The 17,115-nt window shown below is 62.1% G+C and carries 17 protein-coding genes; 13 read left to right on the forward strand and 4 right to left on the reverse strand.

What is annotated here, in order from left to right; genetic code table 11:
* Nucleotides 1–66 precede the first annotated feature (66 nt).
* Nucleotides 67–834 carry a hydroxyacylglutathione hydrolase gene (gloB, locus tag AC0R79_RS12420; RefSeq protein WP_474734604.1) on the reverse strand — a complete coding sequence of 256 codons (768 nt, stop codon included), beginning with the start codon at nucleotides 832–834 and terminating at the stop codon, nucleotides 67–69.
* A gap of 65 nt (nucleotides 835–899) precedes the next feature.
* Between gloB and AC0R79_RS12425 the strand changes: the two genes are divergently transcribed.
* The 5 genes from AC0R79_RS12425 (at nucleotide 900) to AC0R79_RS12445 (ending at nucleotide 6,095) form a co-directional block, all read left to right on the forward strand.
* Nucleotides 900–1,658, forward strand: a complete 759-nt coding sequence (locus AC0R79_RS12425; RefSeq protein WP_007956935.1) for a methyltransferase domain-containing protein — start codon at nucleotides 900–902, stop codon at nucleotides 1,656–1,658.
* A 93-nt stretch (nucleotides 1,659–1,751) separates the two neighbouring features.
* Entirely contained in the window at nucleotides 1,752–2,213 is a 462-nt protein-coding gene (gene rnhA / locus AC0R79_RS12430) for a ribonuclease HI (protein ID WP_003224162.1), read from the forward strand.
* 82 nt (nucleotides 2,214–2,295) lie between these two features.
* Entirely contained in the window at nucleotides 2,296–3,054 is a 759-nt protein-coding gene (dnaQ, locus tag AC0R79_RS12435; RefSeq protein WP_115077416.1) for a DNA polymerase III subunit epsilon, read from the forward strand.
* Between the two features lie 156 nt (nucleotides 3,055–3,210).
* The gene (locus AC0R79_RS12440) at nucleotides 3,211–5,466 is read left to right on the forward strand and encodes an Orn/Lys/Arg family decarboxylase (protein ID WP_127797700.1); all 2,256 of its coding nucleotides are present in this window, start codon (nucleotides 3,211–3,213) and stop codon (nucleotides 5,464–5,466) included.
* A gap of 14 nt (nucleotides 5,467–5,480) precedes the next feature.
* Nucleotides 5,481–6,095 carry a GNAT family N-acetyltransferase gene (locus AC0R79_RS12445; RefSeq protein WP_074687860.1) on the forward strand — a complete coding sequence of 205 codons (615 nt, stop codon included), beginning with the start codon at nucleotides 5,481–5,483 and terminating at the stop codon, nucleotides 6,093–6,095.
* Here AC0R79_RS12445 and AC0R79_RS12450 read toward each other — a convergent pair.
* Both AC0R79_RS12450 and AC0R79_RS12455 read right to left on the reverse strand, forming a co-directional pair.
* Complete coding sequence (locus AC0R79_RS12450) at nucleotides 6,061–6,954, reverse strand: LysR family transcriptional regulator (RefSeq protein WP_127797701.1); 894 nt, start codon at nucleotides 6,952–6,954, stop codon at nucleotides 6,061–6,063. The two genes, AC0R79_RS12445 and AC0R79_RS12450, sit on opposite strands and share 35 nt — an antisense overlap.
* An 85-nt stretch (nucleotides 6,955–7,039) precedes the next feature.
* On the reverse strand, nucleotides 7,040–7,276 hold the full coding sequence (locus AC0R79_RS12455; RefSeq protein ID WP_007956926.1) for a hypothetical protein: 237 nt from the start codon (nucleotides 7,274–7,276) through the stop codon (nucleotides 7,040–7,042).
* 185 nt (nucleotides 7,277–7,461) lie between these two features.
* On the opposite strand from AC0R79_RS12455, the gene AC0R79_RS12460 reads away from it, so the two are divergent.
* Nucleotides 7,462–8,019, forward strand: coding sequence for an NADPH-dependent FMN reductase (locus tag AC0R79_RS12460; RefSeq protein ID WP_007956924.1), 558 nt, complete (start codon nucleotides 7,462–7,464; stop codon nucleotides 8,017–8,019).
* A gap of 169 nt (nucleotides 8,020–8,188) precedes the next feature.
* Entirely contained in the window at nucleotides 8,189–9,472 is a 1,284-nt protein-coding gene (locus AC0R79_RS12465) for an arsenic transporter (RefSeq protein ID WP_474734609.1), read from the forward strand.
* Here AC0R79_RS12465 and AC0R79_RS12470 read toward each other — a convergent pair.
* Nucleotides 9,469–10,419: a DUF1853 family protein gene (locus AC0R79_RS12470; protein WP_127797703.1), complete on the reverse strand. Its 951-nt coding sequence runs from the start codon at nucleotides 10,417–10,419 to the stop codon at nucleotides 9,469–9,471. The genes AC0R79_RS12465 and AC0R79_RS12470 overlap by 4 nt on opposite strands.
* Before the next feature lie 115 nt (nucleotides 10,420–10,534).
* On the opposite strand from AC0R79_RS12470, the gene AC0R79_RS12475 reads away from it, so the two are divergent.
* From AC0R79_RS12475 to pepN, 6 genes are read left to right on the forward strand one after another with little or no spacing between them, the layout of a single operon-like run.
* Nucleotides 10,535–11,425 (forward strand): NAD(+) kinase, encoded by an 891-nt coding sequence (locus AC0R79_RS12475; protein ID WP_007956919.1) that lies wholly within the window; start codon nucleotides 10,535–10,537, stop codon nucleotides 11,423–11,425.
* Nucleotides 11,422–12,396 carry a metallophosphoesterase gene (locus AC0R79_RS12480; RefSeq protein WP_172829526.1) on the forward strand — a complete coding sequence of 325 codons (975 nt, stop codon included), beginning with the start codon at nucleotides 11,422–11,424 and terminating at the stop codon, nucleotides 12,394–12,396. Before AC0R79_RS12475 ends, AC0R79_RS12480 begins: the two co-directional genes overlap by 4 nt.
* Nucleotides 12,393–13,262, forward strand: a complete 870-nt coding sequence (locus AC0R79_RS12485; protein WP_127797704.1) for a rhomboid family intramembrane serine protease — start codon at nucleotides 12,393–12,395, stop codon at nucleotides 13,260–13,262. Before AC0R79_RS12480 ends, AC0R79_RS12485 begins: the two co-directional genes overlap by 4 nt.
* A 30-nt stretch (nucleotides 13,263–13,292) precedes the next feature.
* Nucleotides 13,293–13,553: a YeaC family protein gene (locus AC0R79_RS12490; RefSeq protein ID WP_011333626.1), complete on the forward strand. Its 261-nt coding sequence runs from the start codon at nucleotides 13,293–13,295 to the stop codon at nucleotides 13,551–13,553.
* Nucleotides 13,550–14,380 (forward strand): DUF2797 domain-containing protein, encoded by an 831-nt coding sequence (locus tag AC0R79_RS12495; RefSeq protein ID WP_474734610.1) that lies wholly within the window; start codon nucleotides 13,550–13,552, stop codon nucleotides 14,378–14,380. The genes AC0R79_RS12490 and AC0R79_RS12495 overlap by 4 nt, the downstream gene beginning before the upstream one ends.
* Before the next feature lie 10 nt (nucleotides 14,381–14,390).
* On the forward strand, nucleotides 14,391–17,048 hold the full coding sequence (gene pepN, locus AC0R79_RS12500) for an aminopeptidase N (protein ID WP_474734612.1): 2,658 nt from the start codon (nucleotides 14,391–14,393) through the stop codon (nucleotides 17,046–17,048).
* Nucleotides 17,049–17,115 lie beyond the last annotated feature (67 nt).

Below are 17,115 nucleotides of genomic sequence, written 5' to 3' on the forward strand. Positions count from 1 at the left end.
GCGATTCTAGAAAGCGCACCCCCTGCGGTCAACCATTCAGAATTTTTGTACCAGGCGGTGAGCCACTTAGAACGTATCTTTCCATGCCCGCAGAGCCGCAAAAACCTCACTCGGCGCCCGGTTTTGAGGGCCGTTCCGTTCGTCCACTTTTTGTGTAACTAATATTTCACCGGTGCGCAAAAAGGGGTTTGTGAGCTTTTCCAGCGCGAGGGTCGAGGGCAGGGTCATCACGCCGCTGGCACGTTGCTGGCCGACTTTTTCCAGACGGGCGGCGATGTCCCGGTTGCCCGGCTCCACGGCGGCGGCGAATTTCAGATTGCTCAGGGTGTATTCGTGGGTGCAGTAGACCAGCGTGTCTTCCGGCAGCGCCGCCAGACGGCTCAACGAATGGTGCATCTGTTGCGGCGTGCCTTCGAACAGGCGGCCGCAGCCGGCAGCGAACAGGGTGTCGCCACAGAACAGCAGGCCATGATGGTAGTAGGCGATGTGCCCCAGGGTGTGGCCGGGCACGGCATAGACGTCGAAGTCCCAGCCGAGCACGCGCACCGTGTCGTTGTCCTTGAGGGCCACGTCGCGCCCCGGAATGCTTTCGCTGGCCGGTCCGTAGACCGTGGCGCCGGTGGCCTTTTTCAGCGTTTCGACGCCGCCGACATGGTCGTGGTGATGGTGAGTGATGAGGATGTCGCCGAGCACCCAGCCCGGATGCGCGTCGAGCCACGCCTGCACGGGGGCGGCATCCCCCGGATCGACCACTGCGCAACGCTGGGTGGCATGATCCTGTAACAACCAGATGTAGTTGTCGGTGAAGGCGGGCAGGGCACTGATCTGTATCATCGTCGAATTCGCCAAGCGGGTAACATTGGCGCATCTTAGAGGTTCCTGGCGTGTTGGAGAATGCAATGATCGATAAAGCGTTCGCTCAGGCCGATCCTGACTGGCTCGCGCTGATCGGTGCAGCCCGTGAATGGCTGTCCGGCCCCCTCGGGCAATTTCTGCTGGACGAAGAACGGCGCATGCTCGAAGACGAGCTGGGCCGATTCTTCGGCGGCTATCTGGTGCATTACGGCCCGTCCGCCGAAACACCGCCGTCGGCGCCGCAGGTGCAGCGCAATGTGCGGTTGGGCGCGCCGTTGCCGGGCGTGGAGATCGTCTGCGAAGAACAGGCCTGGCCGTTGAGCGAGCACGCCGCCGACGTGGTGGTGTTGCAGCATGGCCTGGATTTCTGCCTGTCGCCCCACGGTCTTTTGCGCGAAGCGGCCAGTAGCGTGCGCCCCGGCGGGCATCTGCTGATCGTCGGCATCAACCCCTGGAGCACCTGGGGGCTGCGCCATGTGTTCGCCCATGATGCCTTGCGCCAGGCGCGCTGCATCTCGCCGTCACGGGTGGCGGACTGGCTCAACCTGCTGGGCTTCGCGCTGGAGAAACGCCGCTTCGGGTGCTATCGTCCGCCGCTCGCGTCACCCAAGTGGCAGGCCCGTCTGGCCGGCTGGGAACGCAAGGCCGGCGACTGGCAACTGTCGGGCGGCGGCTTCTATTTATTGGTCGCGCGCAAGATCGTGGTCGGCCTGCGTCCGGTGCGTCAGGAACGCCGCGAGCCGATGGGCAAGCTGATTCCGCTGCCGATGGCCAAGGTCAACCGCCGGCGCATCGAACCGTAAACCTTCTTTTATTGATGGCCGGGTTAATCCCCGGCCTCGGCCATTGTCGATCCGTGATCGGCGAGGCCGCGCATTTTTTCTGGATAGACTGGCATGAGCGAAAGCGTCGATAGCGTAGAACTGTTCACTGACGGCGCCTGCAAGGGCAACCCCGGCCCGGGCGGCTGGGGCGCCTTGCTGGTGTGCAAGGGCGTCGAAAAGGAACTGTGGGGCGGCGAAGCCAACACCACCAACAACCGCATGGAGCTGCTCGGCGCGATTCGCGGCCTGGAAGCCCTCAAGCGTCCGTGCGAAGTGCTGCTGGTGACCGACTCGCAATACGTGATGAAAGGCATCAACGAGTGGATGGCCAACTGGAAAAAGCGCGGCTGGAAAACCGCCGCCAAGGAGCCAGTGAAAAACGCCGACCTGTGGAAAGAGCTCGACGAGCAGGTCAACCGCCACAAGGTCACCTGGAAATGGGTCCGCGGTCACATCGGCCACCACGGCAACGAACGCGCCGACCAGTTGGCCAATCGTGGGGTGGATGAGGTTCGCGGTTACAAGCAGAGCTGAGTCCTTACCACTGAAACACTCCCGGCGAGCGTGTTAACATCGCCGCTTTTGCACGATTGACCCCGTTGAGAGCTGAACACTGATGGCCACCAGATCCGTTGTACTCGATACCGAAACCACCGGCATGCCGGTGACCGACGGCCACCGGATTATCGAAATCGGTTGTGTCGAGCTGATCGGTCGACGCCTGACGGGCCGGCACTTTCACGTTTACCTGCAACCGGATCGCGAGAGTGACGAAGGCGCGATCGGCGTTCACGGCATCACCAACGAATTCCTGGTCGGCAAGCCGCGTTTTGCCGAGGTGGCCGACGAGTTCTTCGAGTTCATCAACGGCGCGCAGCTGATCATCCACAACGCGGCGTTCGACGTTGGCTTCATCAACAACGAATTCGCCCTGATGGGCCAGCAGGATCGTGCGGACATCACGCAGCACTGCACGATCCTCGACACCCTGATGATGGCCCGGGAACGTCACCCGGGTCAGCGCAACAGCCTCGATGCCTTGTGCAAACGCTACGGCGTCGACAACTCCGGCCGTGAGCTGCACGGCGCATTGCTCGACTCGGAGATTCTCGCCGACGTTTACCTGACCATGACCGGTGGCCAGACCAGCCTGTCGCTGGCCGGCAACGCCTCCGATGGCAATGGCACGGGTGAGGGCGCGGACAACTCCGCCACCGAAATCCGTCGTCTGCCGGCAGATCGTCAACCGGGGCGAATCATTCGCGCCACCGAAGCCGAACTGGCCGAACACCAGGTGCGTCTGGAAATCATCGCCAAGTCGGCCGGCGCCCCTGCGCTGTGGACTCAGCTGCTGGAAGCCGAAGCCCAGGCGTAATACAAAAAAAGGATCGTCCAGACACCCAAGCCGTGTCCGGACGATCCTTTGTTTTTGGCAGTACTGACAACTGGCCACCCTCGCCACATTCGCTCCGACCCTCTACCCTGAGGACATTGGCAGATCACTCTCCGCCGCCTCAGGACACTGAGCCCCATGTACAAAGATCTGAAGTTCCCGGTATTGATCGTCCACCGCGACATCAAGGCCGACACGGTTGCCGGTGACCGCATCCGCGGAATCGCCCGAGAGCTGGAGCTGGAAGGTTTCAGTATCGTTTCGGCCACGGACTACACCGAAGGCCGGCTGGTGGCGTCGACCCATCATGGTCTGGCGTGCATGCTGATCGCCGCCGAAGACGCCAGCACCAACTCCCATCTGTTGCAGAACATGGCCGAACTGATCGGTCTGGCCCGGGTGCGGGCGCCGGATCTGCCGATCTTTGCCCTCGGCGAGCAAGTCACCCTGGAAAACGCCCCGGCCGATGCCATGGCTGAGCTCAATCAGTTGCGCGGCATTCTCTACCTGTTCGAAGACACCGTGCCGTTTCTCGCCCGGCAGGTGGCGCGGGCTGCGCGTAAATATCTGGACGGGCTGTTGCCGCCATTCTTCAAGGCGCTGGTGCAGCATACGGCTGATTCCAACTATTCCTGGCACACCCCCGGGCATGGTGGCGGTGTGGCTTATCACAAGAGCCCGGTGGGGCAGGCGTTTCACCAGTTCTTCGGGGAAAACACCCTGCGCTCGGATCTGTCGGTGTCGGTGCCGGAGCTGGGTTCCTTGCTCGACCACACCGGGCCACTGGCCGAAGCAGAAGCGCGAGCCGCGCGCAATTTCGGCGCCGATCACACCTTTTTCGTGATCAATGGCACCTCGACCGCCAACAAGATCGTCTGGCACTCGATGGTCGGGCGCGATGATCTGGTGCTGGTGGATCGCAACTGCCACAAGTCGGTGCTGCACGCGATCATCATGACCGGCGCGATTCCGCTGTACCTGTGCCCGGAACGCAATGAACTGGGGATCATCGGCCCGATCCCGCTCAGTGAATTCAGTCGCGAATCGATCCAGGCCAAGATCGACGCCAGCCCGCTGACCAAGGGCCGCGAGCCGAAAGTCAAACTGGCGGTGATCACCAACTCCACCTACGACGGCCTCTGCTACAACGCCGAACTGATCAAACAGAGCCTGGGCAACAGCGTCGAAGTCCTGCATTTCGACGAAGCCTGGTACGCCTATGCGGCGTTTCACGAATTCTTTGCCGGCCGTTACGGTATGGCCACCTCGCGCAGCGAGAACAGTCCGCTGGTGTTCACCACCCATTCCACCCACAAACTGCTGGCGGCGTTCAGCCAGGCTTCGATGATTCATGTGCAGGACGGCGGCGCGCGGCAGCTGGATCGCGACCGGTTCAACGAAGCGTTCATGATGCACATCTCGACGTCGCCGCAGTACAGCATCATCGCCTCGCTGGACGTGGCGTCGGCGATGATGGAAGGCCCGGCCGGACGCTCGCTGTTACAGGAAACCTTCGACGAAGCCCTGAGCTTTCGCCGGGCGCTGGCCAATCTGCGCCAGCACATCGCCGCTGATGACTGGTGGTTCTCGATCTGGCAGCCACCGGGTGTCGAGGGCATCGACCGGGTGCAGACCCAGGACTGGCTGCTGCAACCGGATGCGGACTGGCACGGTTTCGGCGAGGTCAGCGACGACTACGTACTGCTCGACCCGATCAAGGTCACCCTGGTCATGCCGGGCCTGACCGCCGGCGGCGCTTTGAGCGACAAGGGCATCCCGGCGGCCGTGGTCAGCCGCTTCCTTTGGGAGCGCGGACTGGTGGTCGAGAAAACCGGCCTGTATTCGTTTCTGGTGTTGTTCTCCATGGGCATCACCAAGGGCAAGTGGAGCACGCTGCTGACCGAACTGCTGGAGTTCAAGCGCAGCTACGACGCCAACGTCAGCCTCGACACCTGCCTGAAGTGTGTCGCCCAGGAAGATCCTGTGCGCTATCGCGGCATGGGACTGCGCGATCTGTGCGATCAACTCCATGCCTGCTATCGCAGCAACGCCACCGCCAAGCACCTCAAGCGCATGTACACCGTGCTGCCGGAAATCGCCATGAAACCGGCCCATGCTTACGATCAACTGGTGCGCGGCGAAGTCGAGGCGGTGCCGATCGATGAGCTGGAAGGCCGGGTGGCGGCGGTGATGCTGGTGCCGTACCCGCCTGGTATTCCGCTGATCATGCCCGGCGAACGTTTTACCGAATCCACGCGCTCGATCATCGAATACCTCAGGTTTGCCCGCACGTTCGACGCAACGTTTCCGGGGTTCGTGGTCGATGTGCACGGTCTGCAACACGAAGATGAGGGCAATGGGCGGCAATACACCGTCGATTGCGTCAAGGAATGAGGGCTTTTCCAAGTATGCAACCGGTCATGAATCCGAAATACCCAGGGCTGTCGGTGCGGGTCGCCGACGAGGGTTTTGCCGAATATATCTGGGGCAGCGATTTCAGTTTCGAGGTGGCCGCCTACGGCGCGGCGGAAATCGGCAAGCCCGTGGCGCAATGGGCCGTGACACCCATCGTGCCGTATCGCAAGTGCTACGGCATCGATCCGGAGGAGTTCAGCAGTTTCCGCGACGCCGCCGACAGTGCGATTTTCATGGCGTATCTGGAGGACGAACCGGTCGGTCATCTGGTGATCAGCACCAACTGGAACGGCTTCGCCCATATCGATGAACTGGCGGTGCACGCCCCGGCGCGGCGCCATGGGGTGGCCAAGGCCTTGCTCGACGTGGCGCAGTTCTGGAGTCGCAAGAAAAAGCTGCCGGGGATCATGCTGGAAACCCAGAACAACAACCTCGGCGCCTGCCGCCTGTATGAGCGTTGCGGGTATGTGATCGGCGGCATCGACCACCTGCGTTATCGCGGCATCGATCCGAACACCGCTGAAGTGGCGCTGTTCTGGTATCGATTGTTCGATAACCCGCTGGAGCATCCGATCAGTTCGCCAGCATCGCCTCGGCTTGTTCCGTGACGATCCCGAGCAGCGTCTGAATCGCCGCTGACGGCGCGGTGTGTTTGAAGGTCAGGGCATAGAGGCTGATCGGCACCGCCGGCGACAGCGGGCAGACGTCGAGACCGCCCGCCCGTGCGCCAAGGGCGGTGAACGGGTCGACGATCGCCAGCCCTTCGCCGGCCTCGACCATGCTGCGCATCATCTGGTGGGTTTGCACCCGGGTCTGAATGGTCGGCGCCGGGCGCAGGGCCTGGAGCTTGTTTTCCAGGGCCGGGCTCAGTGGGTCCTGGCCTTCGAGGCCGACCATCGCCTGGCCGGCCAGATCCTGCAGGGAAATGTACTTCTGTTTCGGTTGCAGCCAGCCGTGCGGCGCAAGCAATTGCAACTTGCCCTGGGCCAGTGGCTGGCAATCAATGTCGGGGTGTTGTGGGTCGTGCAGGCTCAGGCCCAGATCGCTGTCGCGCAGCAGCAGGTGGCGGACGATGTCGCGGGTCGGTTCGCTGAGCAGGGTGCAGGGCACGTCTGGCAAGCGACGGCGCAGGGCGGCGAGACTTTGCGGCAGCAGCTGCTGGGCCAGCGGCGGGGTGCCGATGATCCGCAGGGGCGGGGCGAGGTATTGCTTGAGGCTGCTGGCCAGCCGTTGCACCGGCTCCAGCGCTTCATAGATGTGGCCGATCTCGATTTGCAGCGCCCGGGCCTCCGGGGTTGGCTGAAGTCGTCCGCGTACGCTGGCGAACAGCATGAACCCGAGCTGACTCTCGGCTTCGCGCAAACGCTCCTCGACCTCGGGCGCCGCTAGTTGCAGCCATTCGGCGGCGGTGCCCACGTGACCGGTCTGCAAAAGCGCCTGAATCACTTCGATATGACGTAAACGCATGCGTGAAGTCCATGTCCGGCCGTTGGGGTCAGTGGCTGAATCCTACCCCAACTCGGCGCGGATGACTTCTGCTCATAACGATCGGTTATGAAGCGACCGATGGCTCGGGTTCGCGGATCAGGGTGATGCCCGACTGAACCAGCAAAAACTCGTTGTCGTCGATCTTGTTGACGCGGTCGCCAATCGCCAGCTTGTAGGTGGTAACGGGCTCCGTGCCGGTGAAACCGTCTGCCGACGGGTTGGATTCCTGGAACTCATGCACGGAATAAACGCGGCCTTCCGCATCTCTTGCATGGAACTGACCGACGAGTACTGCTGCCATCTGCTTAGAACCTCTGGAGATAAAACGCTTGATTTGCGGCTTGGTAGACCGTCATCGAGCTTGGTAAGTTTTCCTACAGGAAAAAAATATTCCAGACGCAGGAAATAACCTTCGGCGTCTGGTGGAATCGTCGCCGGATCATCTATAACTACTGGCTCCTCCCACGGACAGTCGAGAGTCTTCCAATGAGCAATGTCTATAACGTCGCAGTAGTGGTCGGCAGCCTGCGCAAGGCGTCCATCAACCGCAAGGTCGCCCTGGCGCTGGCGGAACTGGCACCGGCCAATCTCAAGCTGAACATTGTCGAAATTGGCGATCTGCCACTCTACAACGAAGACATCGACGGCGATTCACCGCCGGCAGCCTACAGCACTTTCCGGCAAAAAGTGGGTTCATCCGACGCTCTGCTGTTTGTTACCCCGGAGTACAACCGCTCGGTGCCAGCGCCTTTGAAGAACGCGATCGACGTCGGATCGCGGCCTTACGGCAAGAGTGTCTGGAGCGGCAAACCGGGGGCGGTGATCAGCGTTTCGCCGGGTGCCATCGGCGGTTTCGGCGCCAACCAGCATCTGCGTCAGTCCTTTGTTTTCCTCAACGTGCCATGCATGCAGCAGCCGGAAGCCTATCTGGGCGGCGCGGGCACGGCGTTCGACGAGGCGGGCAAGCTGAACGAATCGGTGAAGCCGTTCCTGCAAAGTTTCATCAATGCTTTTGGTGAGTGGGTGGCGCAGCACAAGAAGTGAACCACTGAGTTTTCTGACAAGATATCGACCCTGTGGGAGCGAGCTTGCTCGCGATATCGGTGTATCAGCTGACACTTCAGTTGAATGACACGCCGCCATCGCGAGCAAGCTCACTCCCACAGGTTTTTGTTGTGGCTTGTTTTCTTAACCTGACTGAAGGCTGTCGCGAATGCTCGCTGCGTCACTGATTTTCCTGCTGACCATTACCCTGGTGATCTGGCAACCCAAAGGCCTCGGGGTTGGCTGGAGTGCAACATTCGGCGCCATCATCGCGCTGATTTTCGGCGTAGTGCACCTGAGCGACATCCCGCTGGTGTGGCAGATCATCTGGAACGCCACCGGCACGTTTGTAGCGCTGATCATCATCAGTCTGCTGCTCGATGAAGCCGGTTTTTTCGCCTGGGCCGCGTTGCACGTAGCACGTTGGGGGCGGGGCAGCGGGCGCAAGCTGTTTGCCTTCATGGTGCTGCTCGGCGCGCTGGTGTCGGCGCTGTTCGCCAATGACGGCGCCGCGCTGATCCTCACGCCGATCGTGATTTCCATGCTGCTGGCCCTGCGCTTTTCCCCGGCGGCGACTCTGGCGTTCGTCATGGGCGCGGGGTTCATTGCCGACACCGCGAGCCTGCCGCTGGTGGTGTCGAACCTGGTGAACATCGTCTCGGCCGACTTCTTCCACATCGGTTTCAACCGCTATGCGGCGGTGATGGTGCCGGTCAACTTCGTCAGCGTCGCGGCCACGCTGGGCATGCTGCTGTGGTTCTTCCGCCGTGACATTCCCAAGAGCTATGACCCGGAACAGCTTGAACACCCGGAAACCGCTATCCACGACAAGGCCACGTTCTACGCCGGTTGGGCGGTGCTGCTGATTCTGTTGATCGGTTGTTTCGCGCTGGAGCCGCTGGGGATTCCGATCAGTGCGATCTCGGCGGTGTGCGCTGCGCTGTTGCTGGCGATCGCCGCGCGCGGGCACAAGATTTCCACGCGCAAGGTGATGAAAGAGGCGCCGTGGCAGATCGTGATTTTCTCGCTGGGCATGTACCTGGTGGTCTACGGACTGCGCAACGCCGGGCTCACCGATTATCTGGCCGGGTGGCTGGATGTGTTCGCCGGGTACGGTGTGTGGGGCGCGGCGATGGGCACCGGTGTGCTGACGGCCTTGTTGTCGTCGATCATGAACAACCTGCCGACGGTGCTGGTCGGGTTGCTGTCGATCGATGCCAGCCAGGCCAGCGTTGTGGTGAAGGAGGCGATGATCTACGCCAACGTGATCGGCAGCGACCTGGGGCCGAAAATCACCCCGATCGGCAGTCTCGCGACCTTGCTCTGGCTGCATGTGCTGGAGCGCAAGAATATCCGGATCGGCTGGGGGTATTACTTCAAGGTCGGGATTGTGCTGACGGTGCCGGTGTTGCTGGTGACGCTGGCCGCACTGGCGGTGCGGTTGTCGGTTTAATTCTGCCCCGGCACGTTCGGCCACAGATCCGACACCAGAAACAGCCGCTCGGCTTCTTCCCACTCGCCCTGGGCATTTTCGGTCAGGCGCACCATCAGTTGCGCCGGGGCCAGCGGTTCGAGTTCATCGAGCCAGGCCTGCAAGTGGCCGTTGCTCCAGGTCTGATCCGCCGGGTAGTGCGCCGGCGCCAGCCAGGCGTGGCGGGGCAGGGGTTGCCAGCGTCCGACCGGGCGCTGGGCGACAAACGCCGGCCAGTCTTTCTGATGCAGCCAGCTGCCGCGCAAATGCTGCGGGTGGGCGCCGCTGGGCGGCACGGACTGACCGGGCCACGGATACAACAGATACCCGCCAAGCCACAATTGCGCACTGAACGTCCCGACATCCAGCGCCGCCAGCACTTCGCGGCTTTCCGGGCGCGCGGAGATCGGCAGTTGATGTTCGCTCAAATGTGCCAGTTTGCGATCCAGCCGATCATGACAACCCGGCCCCAGCCACGACGCCGGATCATGGCCGTCGCCGTTCTGCGGGCCGAGGTAGAGCTTGATCGCCAGTTCCAGGTGATGCACGCCGTCGCGGTCGCGCAGCAGCATGTCCAGCTCGCCGAGGGTGTGGCCTTCGCGGCGGATCGGCAGGTTGGCAGCGATCAGCTCGATGCCCGGCGCGTGTTCCACCGCAAATTGCCACAACCGCTCGTAATACAGGCCCAGGCGCCGGGTGCGGGCCTGGGACAGCCAGTGCAGCAGGCCGTAACTGTCGCGGTCGAGCTGGCGCAGCCAGTGTTCCAGACGCTCGGGGTCGCTGACCCAGTCGCTGCCCGCCAGCGGATGGCGCTGCGGCCACGGGGTGGCGGCGAGCATCGGCGGGGCGAGGATCACCCACGCCAGATCACGCACCTCGGGGTGGCGTAACTGGTGGGGCAGCTGAAGCAAATCGGGAAATAGGATCATCTTGCGAGCATAGCCTCAAACACCGGTGCATCCTCGGGGCTGAAAGGATTTTGTCTATCCGGCGCTTTCGCCCATAATCGTGCTTTTCGCCGTCTCAGTCCCCCGCAGGAGTCCCATGGAGCAATTTCGTAATATCGGCATCATCGGTCGCCTGGGCAGCTCCCAGGTGCTGGATACCGTCCGCCGACTGAAACGCTTCCTGCTCGATCGTCACCTGCATGTGATTCTCGAAGACACCATCGCCGAAGTCCTGCCGGGCCATGGCCTGCAAACCTCGTCGCGCAAGATGCTCGGCGAAGTCTGCGACATGGTCATCGTGGTCGGCGGTGACGGCAGCCTGCTCGGCGCCGCGCGGGCCCTGGCCAAGCACAATATTCCGGTGCTCGGGATCAACCGTGGCAGCCTCGGTTTTCTCACCGACATCCGCCCCGACGAACTGGAAATCAAGGTCGCCGAAGTACTCGACGGCCATTATCTGGTGGAAAACCGCTTCCTGCTGCAAGCCGAAGTCCGTCGCCACGCCGAGGCCATCGGCCAGGGCGATGCGCTGAACGACGTGGTGCTGCACCCGGGCAAATCGACGCGGATGATCGAGTTCGAGCTGTACATCGACGGCCAGTTCGTCTGCAGCCAGAAGGCCGACGGCCTGATCGTGTCGACCCCCACCGGTTCCACCGCATATGCACTGTCCGCCGGCGGCCCGATCATGCATCCCAAGCTTGACGCTATTGTGATTGTGCCGATGTACCCCCATACCTTGTCGGGCAGACCGATCGTGGTCGATGGCAACAGTGAGCTGAAAATCGTCGTGTCCAAAGATATGCAGATCTACCCGCAGGTCTCCTGCGACGGGCAGAACCACTTCACCTGCGCGCCGGGCGACACCATCACCGTCAGCAAGAAAGCGCAGAAGCTGCGGCTGATCCATCCGCTCGACCACAACTACTACGAAGTCTGCCGCACCAAGCTCGGCTGGGGCAGCAAGTTGGGTGGTGGAGGCGACTGATGCTCGATCCCGCGCGCAGTTATGACCTGATTGGTGACGTGCACGGATGCGCCCTGACCCTGGAACACCTGCTGGACCGTCTCGGTTACCACAAGCAGGGCGGGGTCTGGCGACATCCGTCGCGCATGGCCGTGTTCGTCGGCGACATCATCGACCGCGGCCCGCGGATTCGCGAGGCGCTGCACATCGTCCATGACATGGTCGAGGCCGGTCAGGCGTTGTGCATCATGGGCAACCACGAATTCAACGCGCTCGGCTGGAGCACTCCGGCGCCACCGGGCAGCGGCAAGCAGTTCGTCCGTGAACACACGCCGCGCCATGCCCGCCTGCTGCATGAAACCCTGACCCAATTCGAAAACCATCCGGGCGACTGGCACGACTTCCAGCAGTGGTTCTACCAACTGCCGTTGTTCGTCGACGCCGGACGTTTCCGCGTGGTGCATGCCTGTTGGGATGCCGGCCTGATCGAGCCGCTGCGCGCGCTGTTCCCCGATGGCTGCATCGACGAGCACTTCCTTCAGGCCTCGGCGGTGCCGGGCAGTTTCGCCTGCACCGTGTTCGATCGCCTGCTGCGCGGCACCGATATGCGGCTGCCGGATGGCCTGACCATGACCAGCGGCGACGGCCTGGTGCGTTCGTTCTTCCGCACCAAGTTCTGGGAAGACGACCCGCAAACCTATGGCGACATCGTGTTCCAGCCCGATGCACTGCCCGAACCGGTGGCGCAAAAGCCGCTGACCTCCAGCGAAAAGAATTCCCTGCTGCGCTACGGCGTCGATGAGCCATTGCTGTTCGTCGGCCACTACTGGCGAAGCGGCAAACCGGCGCCGATCCGGCCGAACCTCGCGTGTCTGGATTACAGCGCGGTGCTGTACGGCAAACTGGTGGCCTATCGTCTGGATCAGGAAACCCGCCTCGATCCGCATAAATTTGTCTGGGTCGACGTCGAGCGGCCGGAGGTGCTGCGATGAGTGCCATAGCCGTCTTGCGTGTGCCGTTGGCGGCGGACCTGAGTGGTTTCGTCAAACTGCTGCAACGCATGCAAGTGCCTCACCGCGTCAGCGAGGAGGCGGGCGAGCAGGTGTTGTGGGTGCCGTCGGAAATCAGCGACGACGTACGTTCGCTGTACGAGCGTTTCCCGGCGGGCGACCCGGATCAGCAACTGGAGATTCCAGCGGCGCCGACGTTCAAGCGCCCGAGCTTTGCCGAGCAACTGAAACATGCCAAGGCCACCGGGTTCATTCTGCTGCTGAGCCTGATCGTCGGCGGGTTGACCTTCCTCGGCGATAACCTCGAGACGATGCGCTGGCTGACCTTCCTCGATTTTCGCGTGGTTGGCGACTACATCCACTTCACACCGCTGGCCGACAGCCTGGCGGCGGGGCAGTGGTGGCGCCTGTTCACGCCGATGCTGATTCACTTCGGCATCCTGCACCTGGCCATGAACGGCATGTGGTACTGGGAGCTGGGGCGGCGCATCGAGTCGCGTCAGGGCAGCGTCAACCTGATCGGCCTGACGCTGCTGTTTGGCCTCGTTTCCAACTATGCGCAGTTCGCGTGGGGCGGCCCGAGCCTGTTCGGCGGCCTGTCCGGCGTACTTTACGGGTTGCTCGGTCACTGCTGGATCTTCCAGCTGCTGGCGCCGAACCCGGCCTATCGCCTGCCGCGCGGCGTGCTGGTGATGATGCTGGTGTGGTTGCTGGTTTGCATGTCCGGGCTGATCTCGATGATCGGCTTCGGCGAAATCGCCAACGCCGCCCACGTCGGCGGGTTACTCATCGGATGCTTCACCGGTTTGTTGGGCGGTTTGTACAACCGCCGTAAACTGGCCGCCTGAATTTTTTGAATAAAGAGCACGGAGACCCTGATGTCCTCTTTTAACGATTTGATCAAGAACATCACCCCGGATATCTACCAGAGCCTGAAGCTGGCGGTAGAGATCGGCAAATGGTCGGACGGTGGCAAACTCACCGCCGAACAGCGTGAACTGTCGTTGCAGGCGATGATCGCCTGGGAAATGCAGAACCTGCCCGAGGAAGAGCGCACCGGTTACATGGGCCCGCAGGAATGTGCGTCGAAGTCGATCGAAGTGCCGAACATCCTGTTCAAGTCGGACGCCCTCCATTGATCGAGATCGGCCGCGGTGCAATCAGCAAAATGTCGGCGCGCCTGGACGGGCCGAACGTGCAGTACGCGTTTCGTCTGGATGACGTCGAGGTGCCGGTCAACCCGTTGATCGGCACGACGGTGCGTCTGGAATACCTGGGGGCGATTCACTGCACCCATTGCGGGCGCAAGACCAAGACCAGTTTCAGTCAGGGTTACTGCTACCCGTGCATGACCAAACTGGCCCAGTGCGACATCTGCATCATGAGCCCGGAACGCTGCCACTTCGAGGCCGGCACCTGCCGTGAGCCTGAGTGGGGCGAGAAGTTCTGCATGACCGACCACGTCGTCTACCTGGCCAACTCGTCGGGGATCAAGGTCGGCATCACCCGCGCCACTCAACTGCCGACCCGCTGGCTCGATCAGGGGGCCAGTCAGGCGTTGCCGATCATGCGCGTTTCCACGCGGCAGCAGTCGGGTTTCGTCGAAGACCTGTTCCGCAGTCAGGTGGCCGACAAGACCAACTGGCGCGCCTTGCTCAAGGGCGATGCGGCGGCGGTGGATCTGGCGCAGGTGCGCGATCAGCTGTTCGACAGCTGCGCCGAAGGCCTGCAAGGCTTGCAGGAACGTTTCGGCCTCCAGGCCATTCAGACAATCGCCGATGTCGAGCCGCTGGAAATCCGTTACCCGGTCGAGCAGTACCCGGCCAAGATTGTCAGCTTCAACCTGGACAAGAACCCGATTGCCGAAGGCACGCTGCTGGGGATCAAGGGCCAGTACCTGATCTTTGACACCGGCGTGATCAACATTCGCAAGTACACGGCCTATCAGCTCGCCGTGCATCAATAAGGACTTCAGCATGCGCACCGAACAACCGAAGATGATTTACCTGAAGGACTATCAGGCGCCCGAGTACCTGATCGATGAAACACACCTGACCTTCGAGTTGTTCGAGGACCACAGTCTGGTCCACGCGCAACTGGTGATGCGCCGCAACCCGGCTCGTGGCCCGGGCCTGCCGCCGCTGGTGCTCGATGGCCAGCAGCTGGAATTGCTCTCGGTGACCCTGGCAGACCAGGAACTGAGCGTCGACGATTACCAACTGACCGAGAACCACCTGACCCTGCAACCGGCCAGCGAAACCTTCACGGTCGACACCAGCGTCAAGATCCACCCGGAAGCCAACACCGCACTGGAAGGCCTGTACAAGTCCGGCACGATGTTCTGCACCCAGTGCGAGGCCGAAGGCTTCCGCAAGATCACCTATTACCTCGACCGCCCGGACGTGATGAGCAAGTTCACCACCACCGTGGTCGCCGAGCAGCACAGCTATCCGGTGCTGCTGTCCAACGGCAACCCGATCGCCAGCGGCCCCGGCGAAGACGGCCGGCACTGGGCGACCTGGGAAGACCCGTTCATGAAACCGGCGTACCTGTTCGCGCTGGTGGCCGGTGATTTGTGGTGCGTTGAAGACTCTTTCACCACCATGACCAACCGCAACGTGGCGCTGCGCATTTACGTCGAGCCGGAAAACATCGACAAGTGCCAGCACGCGATGAACAGCCTGAAGAAGTCGATGCGTTGGGACGAAGAGGTCTACGGTCGCGAGTACGATCTGGACATCTTCATGATCGTCGCCGTGAACGACTTCAACATGGGCGCGATGGAAAACAAGGGCCTCAACATCTTCAACTCCAGCGCCGTGCTGGCCCGTGCCGAAACCGCCACCGACGCTGCGCACCAGCGGGTCGAGGCGATCGTTGCCCACGAATACTTCCACAACTGGTCGGGCAACCGCGTGACCTGCCGCGACTGGTTCCAGCTGTCGCTGAAAGAAGGCTTCACCGTCTTCCGCGATTCCGGCTTCTCCGCCGACATGAACTCGGCCACGGTCAAGCGCATTCAGGACGTGGCGTACCTGCGAACCCACCAGTTCGCCGAAGATGCCGGCCCGATGGCCCACGCCGTGCGCCCGGACAGCTTCATCGAGATTTCCAACTTCTACACCTTGACCGTGTACGAAAAGGGCTCGGAAGTGGTCGGCATGATCCACACCCTGTTGGGCGCCGAAGGCTTCCGCAAAGGCAGCGACCTGTACTTTGAACGCCATGACGGCCAGGCCGTGACCTGCGATGACTTCATCAAGGCCATGGAGGATGCCAACGGCGTCGACCTGACCCAGTTCAAGCGCTGGTACAGCCAGGCCGGCACACCGCGTCTGGCGGTGAGCGAGTCTTACGACGCCGCTGCGAAAACCTACAGCCTGACTTTCCGCCAGAGCTGCCCGGAAACCCCGGACAAGGTTGAAAAACTGCCGTTCGTGATCCCGGTGGAGCTGGGCCTGCTCGACAGCCAGGGCAACGAGATTGCCCTGCGTCTGGCCGGCGAAGCCTCGGCCCAGGGCACTAGCCGAGTGATCTCGGTGACCGAGGCCGAGCAGACGTTCACCTTCGTCGACATCGCCGAACAACCGCTGCCGTCCTTGCTGCGTGGCTTCTCGGCGCCGGTGAAACTGAGCTTCCCGTACAACCGCGATCAGTTGATGTTCCTGATGCAGCACGATAGCGACGGTTTCAACCGGTGGGATGCCGGCCAGCAACTGTCGGTGCAGGTGCTGCAAGAGTTGATCGGCCAGCAGCAGAAGGGCGAAAGCCTGGTGCTCGACCCACGTCTGGTTTCCGCGCTGCGTACCGTGCTGTCGGACGAGTCGCTGGATCAGGCGATGGTCGCGGAAATGCTCTCGCTGCCAAGCGAAGCCTACCTGACCGAAATCAGCGAAATCGCCGACGTCGATGCCATCCATACCGCCCGTGAGTTTGCCCGTCAGCAACTGGCGGACAACCTGTTCGAGGCGCTGTGGCTGCGTTATCAGGCCAACCGCGACCTGTCGAAGCAAACCCCGTACCTGGCCGAGGCCGAGCACTTCGCCCGTCGCGCCTTGCAGAACATCGCCCTGTCGTACCTGATGCTCAGCGGCAAGCCGGAAGTACTGGCGGCAACCCTGGAACAGTTCGACAGCTGCGACAACATGACCGAACGCCTGACCGCGCTGGCGGTGCTGGTCAACTCGCCGTTCGACGAGCAGAAAGCCACCGCGCTGGCCAGTTTTGCCGAGCACTTCAAGGACAATCCGCTGGTCATGGATCAGTGGTTCAGCGTGCAGGCCGGCAGCACCTTGCCGGGCGGTCTGGAGCGCGTGAAAGCGCTGATGCAGCACCCGGCGTTCAACATCAAGAACCCGAACAAGGTGCGCGCGCTGGTCGGTGCGTTCGCCGGGCAGAACCTGATCAATTTCCACGCGGCGGATGGCTCGGGTTATCGCTTCCTTGCGGATCTGGTGATCGAACTGAACGGCTTCAACCCGCAGATCGCTTCGCGTCAACTGGCGCCGCTGACACGCTGGCGCAAGTATGACGGCGCTCGTCAGGCGCTGATGAAGGGGGAGCTGGAGCGGATTCTGGCTTCGGGGCAGCTGTCCAGTGATGTGTATGAAGTGGTCAGCAAAAGCCTTGCCTGACGCTGTTTCAGGGCAATAAAAAACGCCGCTCAATGAGCGGCGTTTTTTGTGGGTGGATGAAAAAGGC

The organism is Pseudomonas sp. HD57-3 (genome assembly GCF_056113135.1).

Coding starts and splice junctions, on each gene's coding strand:
- gloB (WP_474734604.1), bottom strand. CDS start 834: ATGATACAGATCAGTGCCCTGCCCGCCTTCACCGACAACTACATCTGG.
- AC0R79_RS12425 (WP_007956935.1), top strand. CDS start 900: ATGATCGATAAAGCGTTCGCTCAGGCCGATCCTGACTGGCTCGCGCTG.
- rnhA (WP_003224162.1), top strand. CDS start 1,752: ATGAGCGAAAGCGTCGATAGCGTAGAACTGTTCACTGACGGCGCCTGC.
- dnaQ (WP_115077416.1), top strand. CDS start 2,296: ATGGCCACCAGATCCGTTGTACTCGATACCGAAACCACCGGCATGCCG.
- AC0R79_RS12440 (WP_127797700.1), top strand. CDS start 3,211: ATGTACAAAGATCTGAAGTTCCCGGTATTGATCGTCCACCGCGACATC.
- AC0R79_RS12445 (WP_074687860.1), top strand. CDS start 5,481: ATGCAACCGGTCATGAATCCGAAATACCCAGGGCTGTCGGTGCGGGTC.
- AC0R79_RS12450 (WP_127797701.1), bottom strand. CDS start 6,954: ATGCGTTTACGTCATATCGAAGTGATTCAGGCGCTTTTGCAGACCGGT.
- AC0R79_RS12455 (WP_007956926.1), bottom strand. CDS start 7,276: ATGGCAGCAGTACTCGTCGGTCAGTTCCATGCAAGAGATGCGGAAGGC.
- AC0R79_RS12460 (WP_007956924.1), top strand. CDS start 7,462: ATGAGCAATGTCTATAACGTCGCAGTAGTGGTCGGCAGCCTGCGCAAG.
- AC0R79_RS12465 (WP_474734609.1), top strand. CDS start 8,189: ATGCTCGCTGCGTCACTGATTTTCCTGCTGACCATTACCCTGGTGATC.
- AC0R79_RS12470 (WP_127797703.1), bottom strand. CDS start 10,419: ATGATCCTATTTCCCGATTTGCTTCAGCTGCCCCACCAGTTACGCCAC.
- AC0R79_RS12475 (WP_007956919.1), top strand. CDS start 10,535: ATGGAGCAATTTCGTAATATCGGCATCATCGGTCGCCTGGGCAGCTCC.
- AC0R79_RS12485 (WP_127797704.1), top strand. CDS start 12,393: ATGAGTGCCATAGCCGTCTTGCGTGTGCCGTTGGCGGCGGACCTGAGT.
- AC0R79_RS12490 (WP_011333626.1), top strand. CDS start 13,293: ATGTCCTCTTTTAACGATTTGATCAAGAACATCACCCCGGATATCTAC.
- pepN (WP_474734612.1), top strand. CDS start 14,391: ATGCGCACCGAACAACCGAAGATGATTTACCTGAAGGACTATCAGGCG.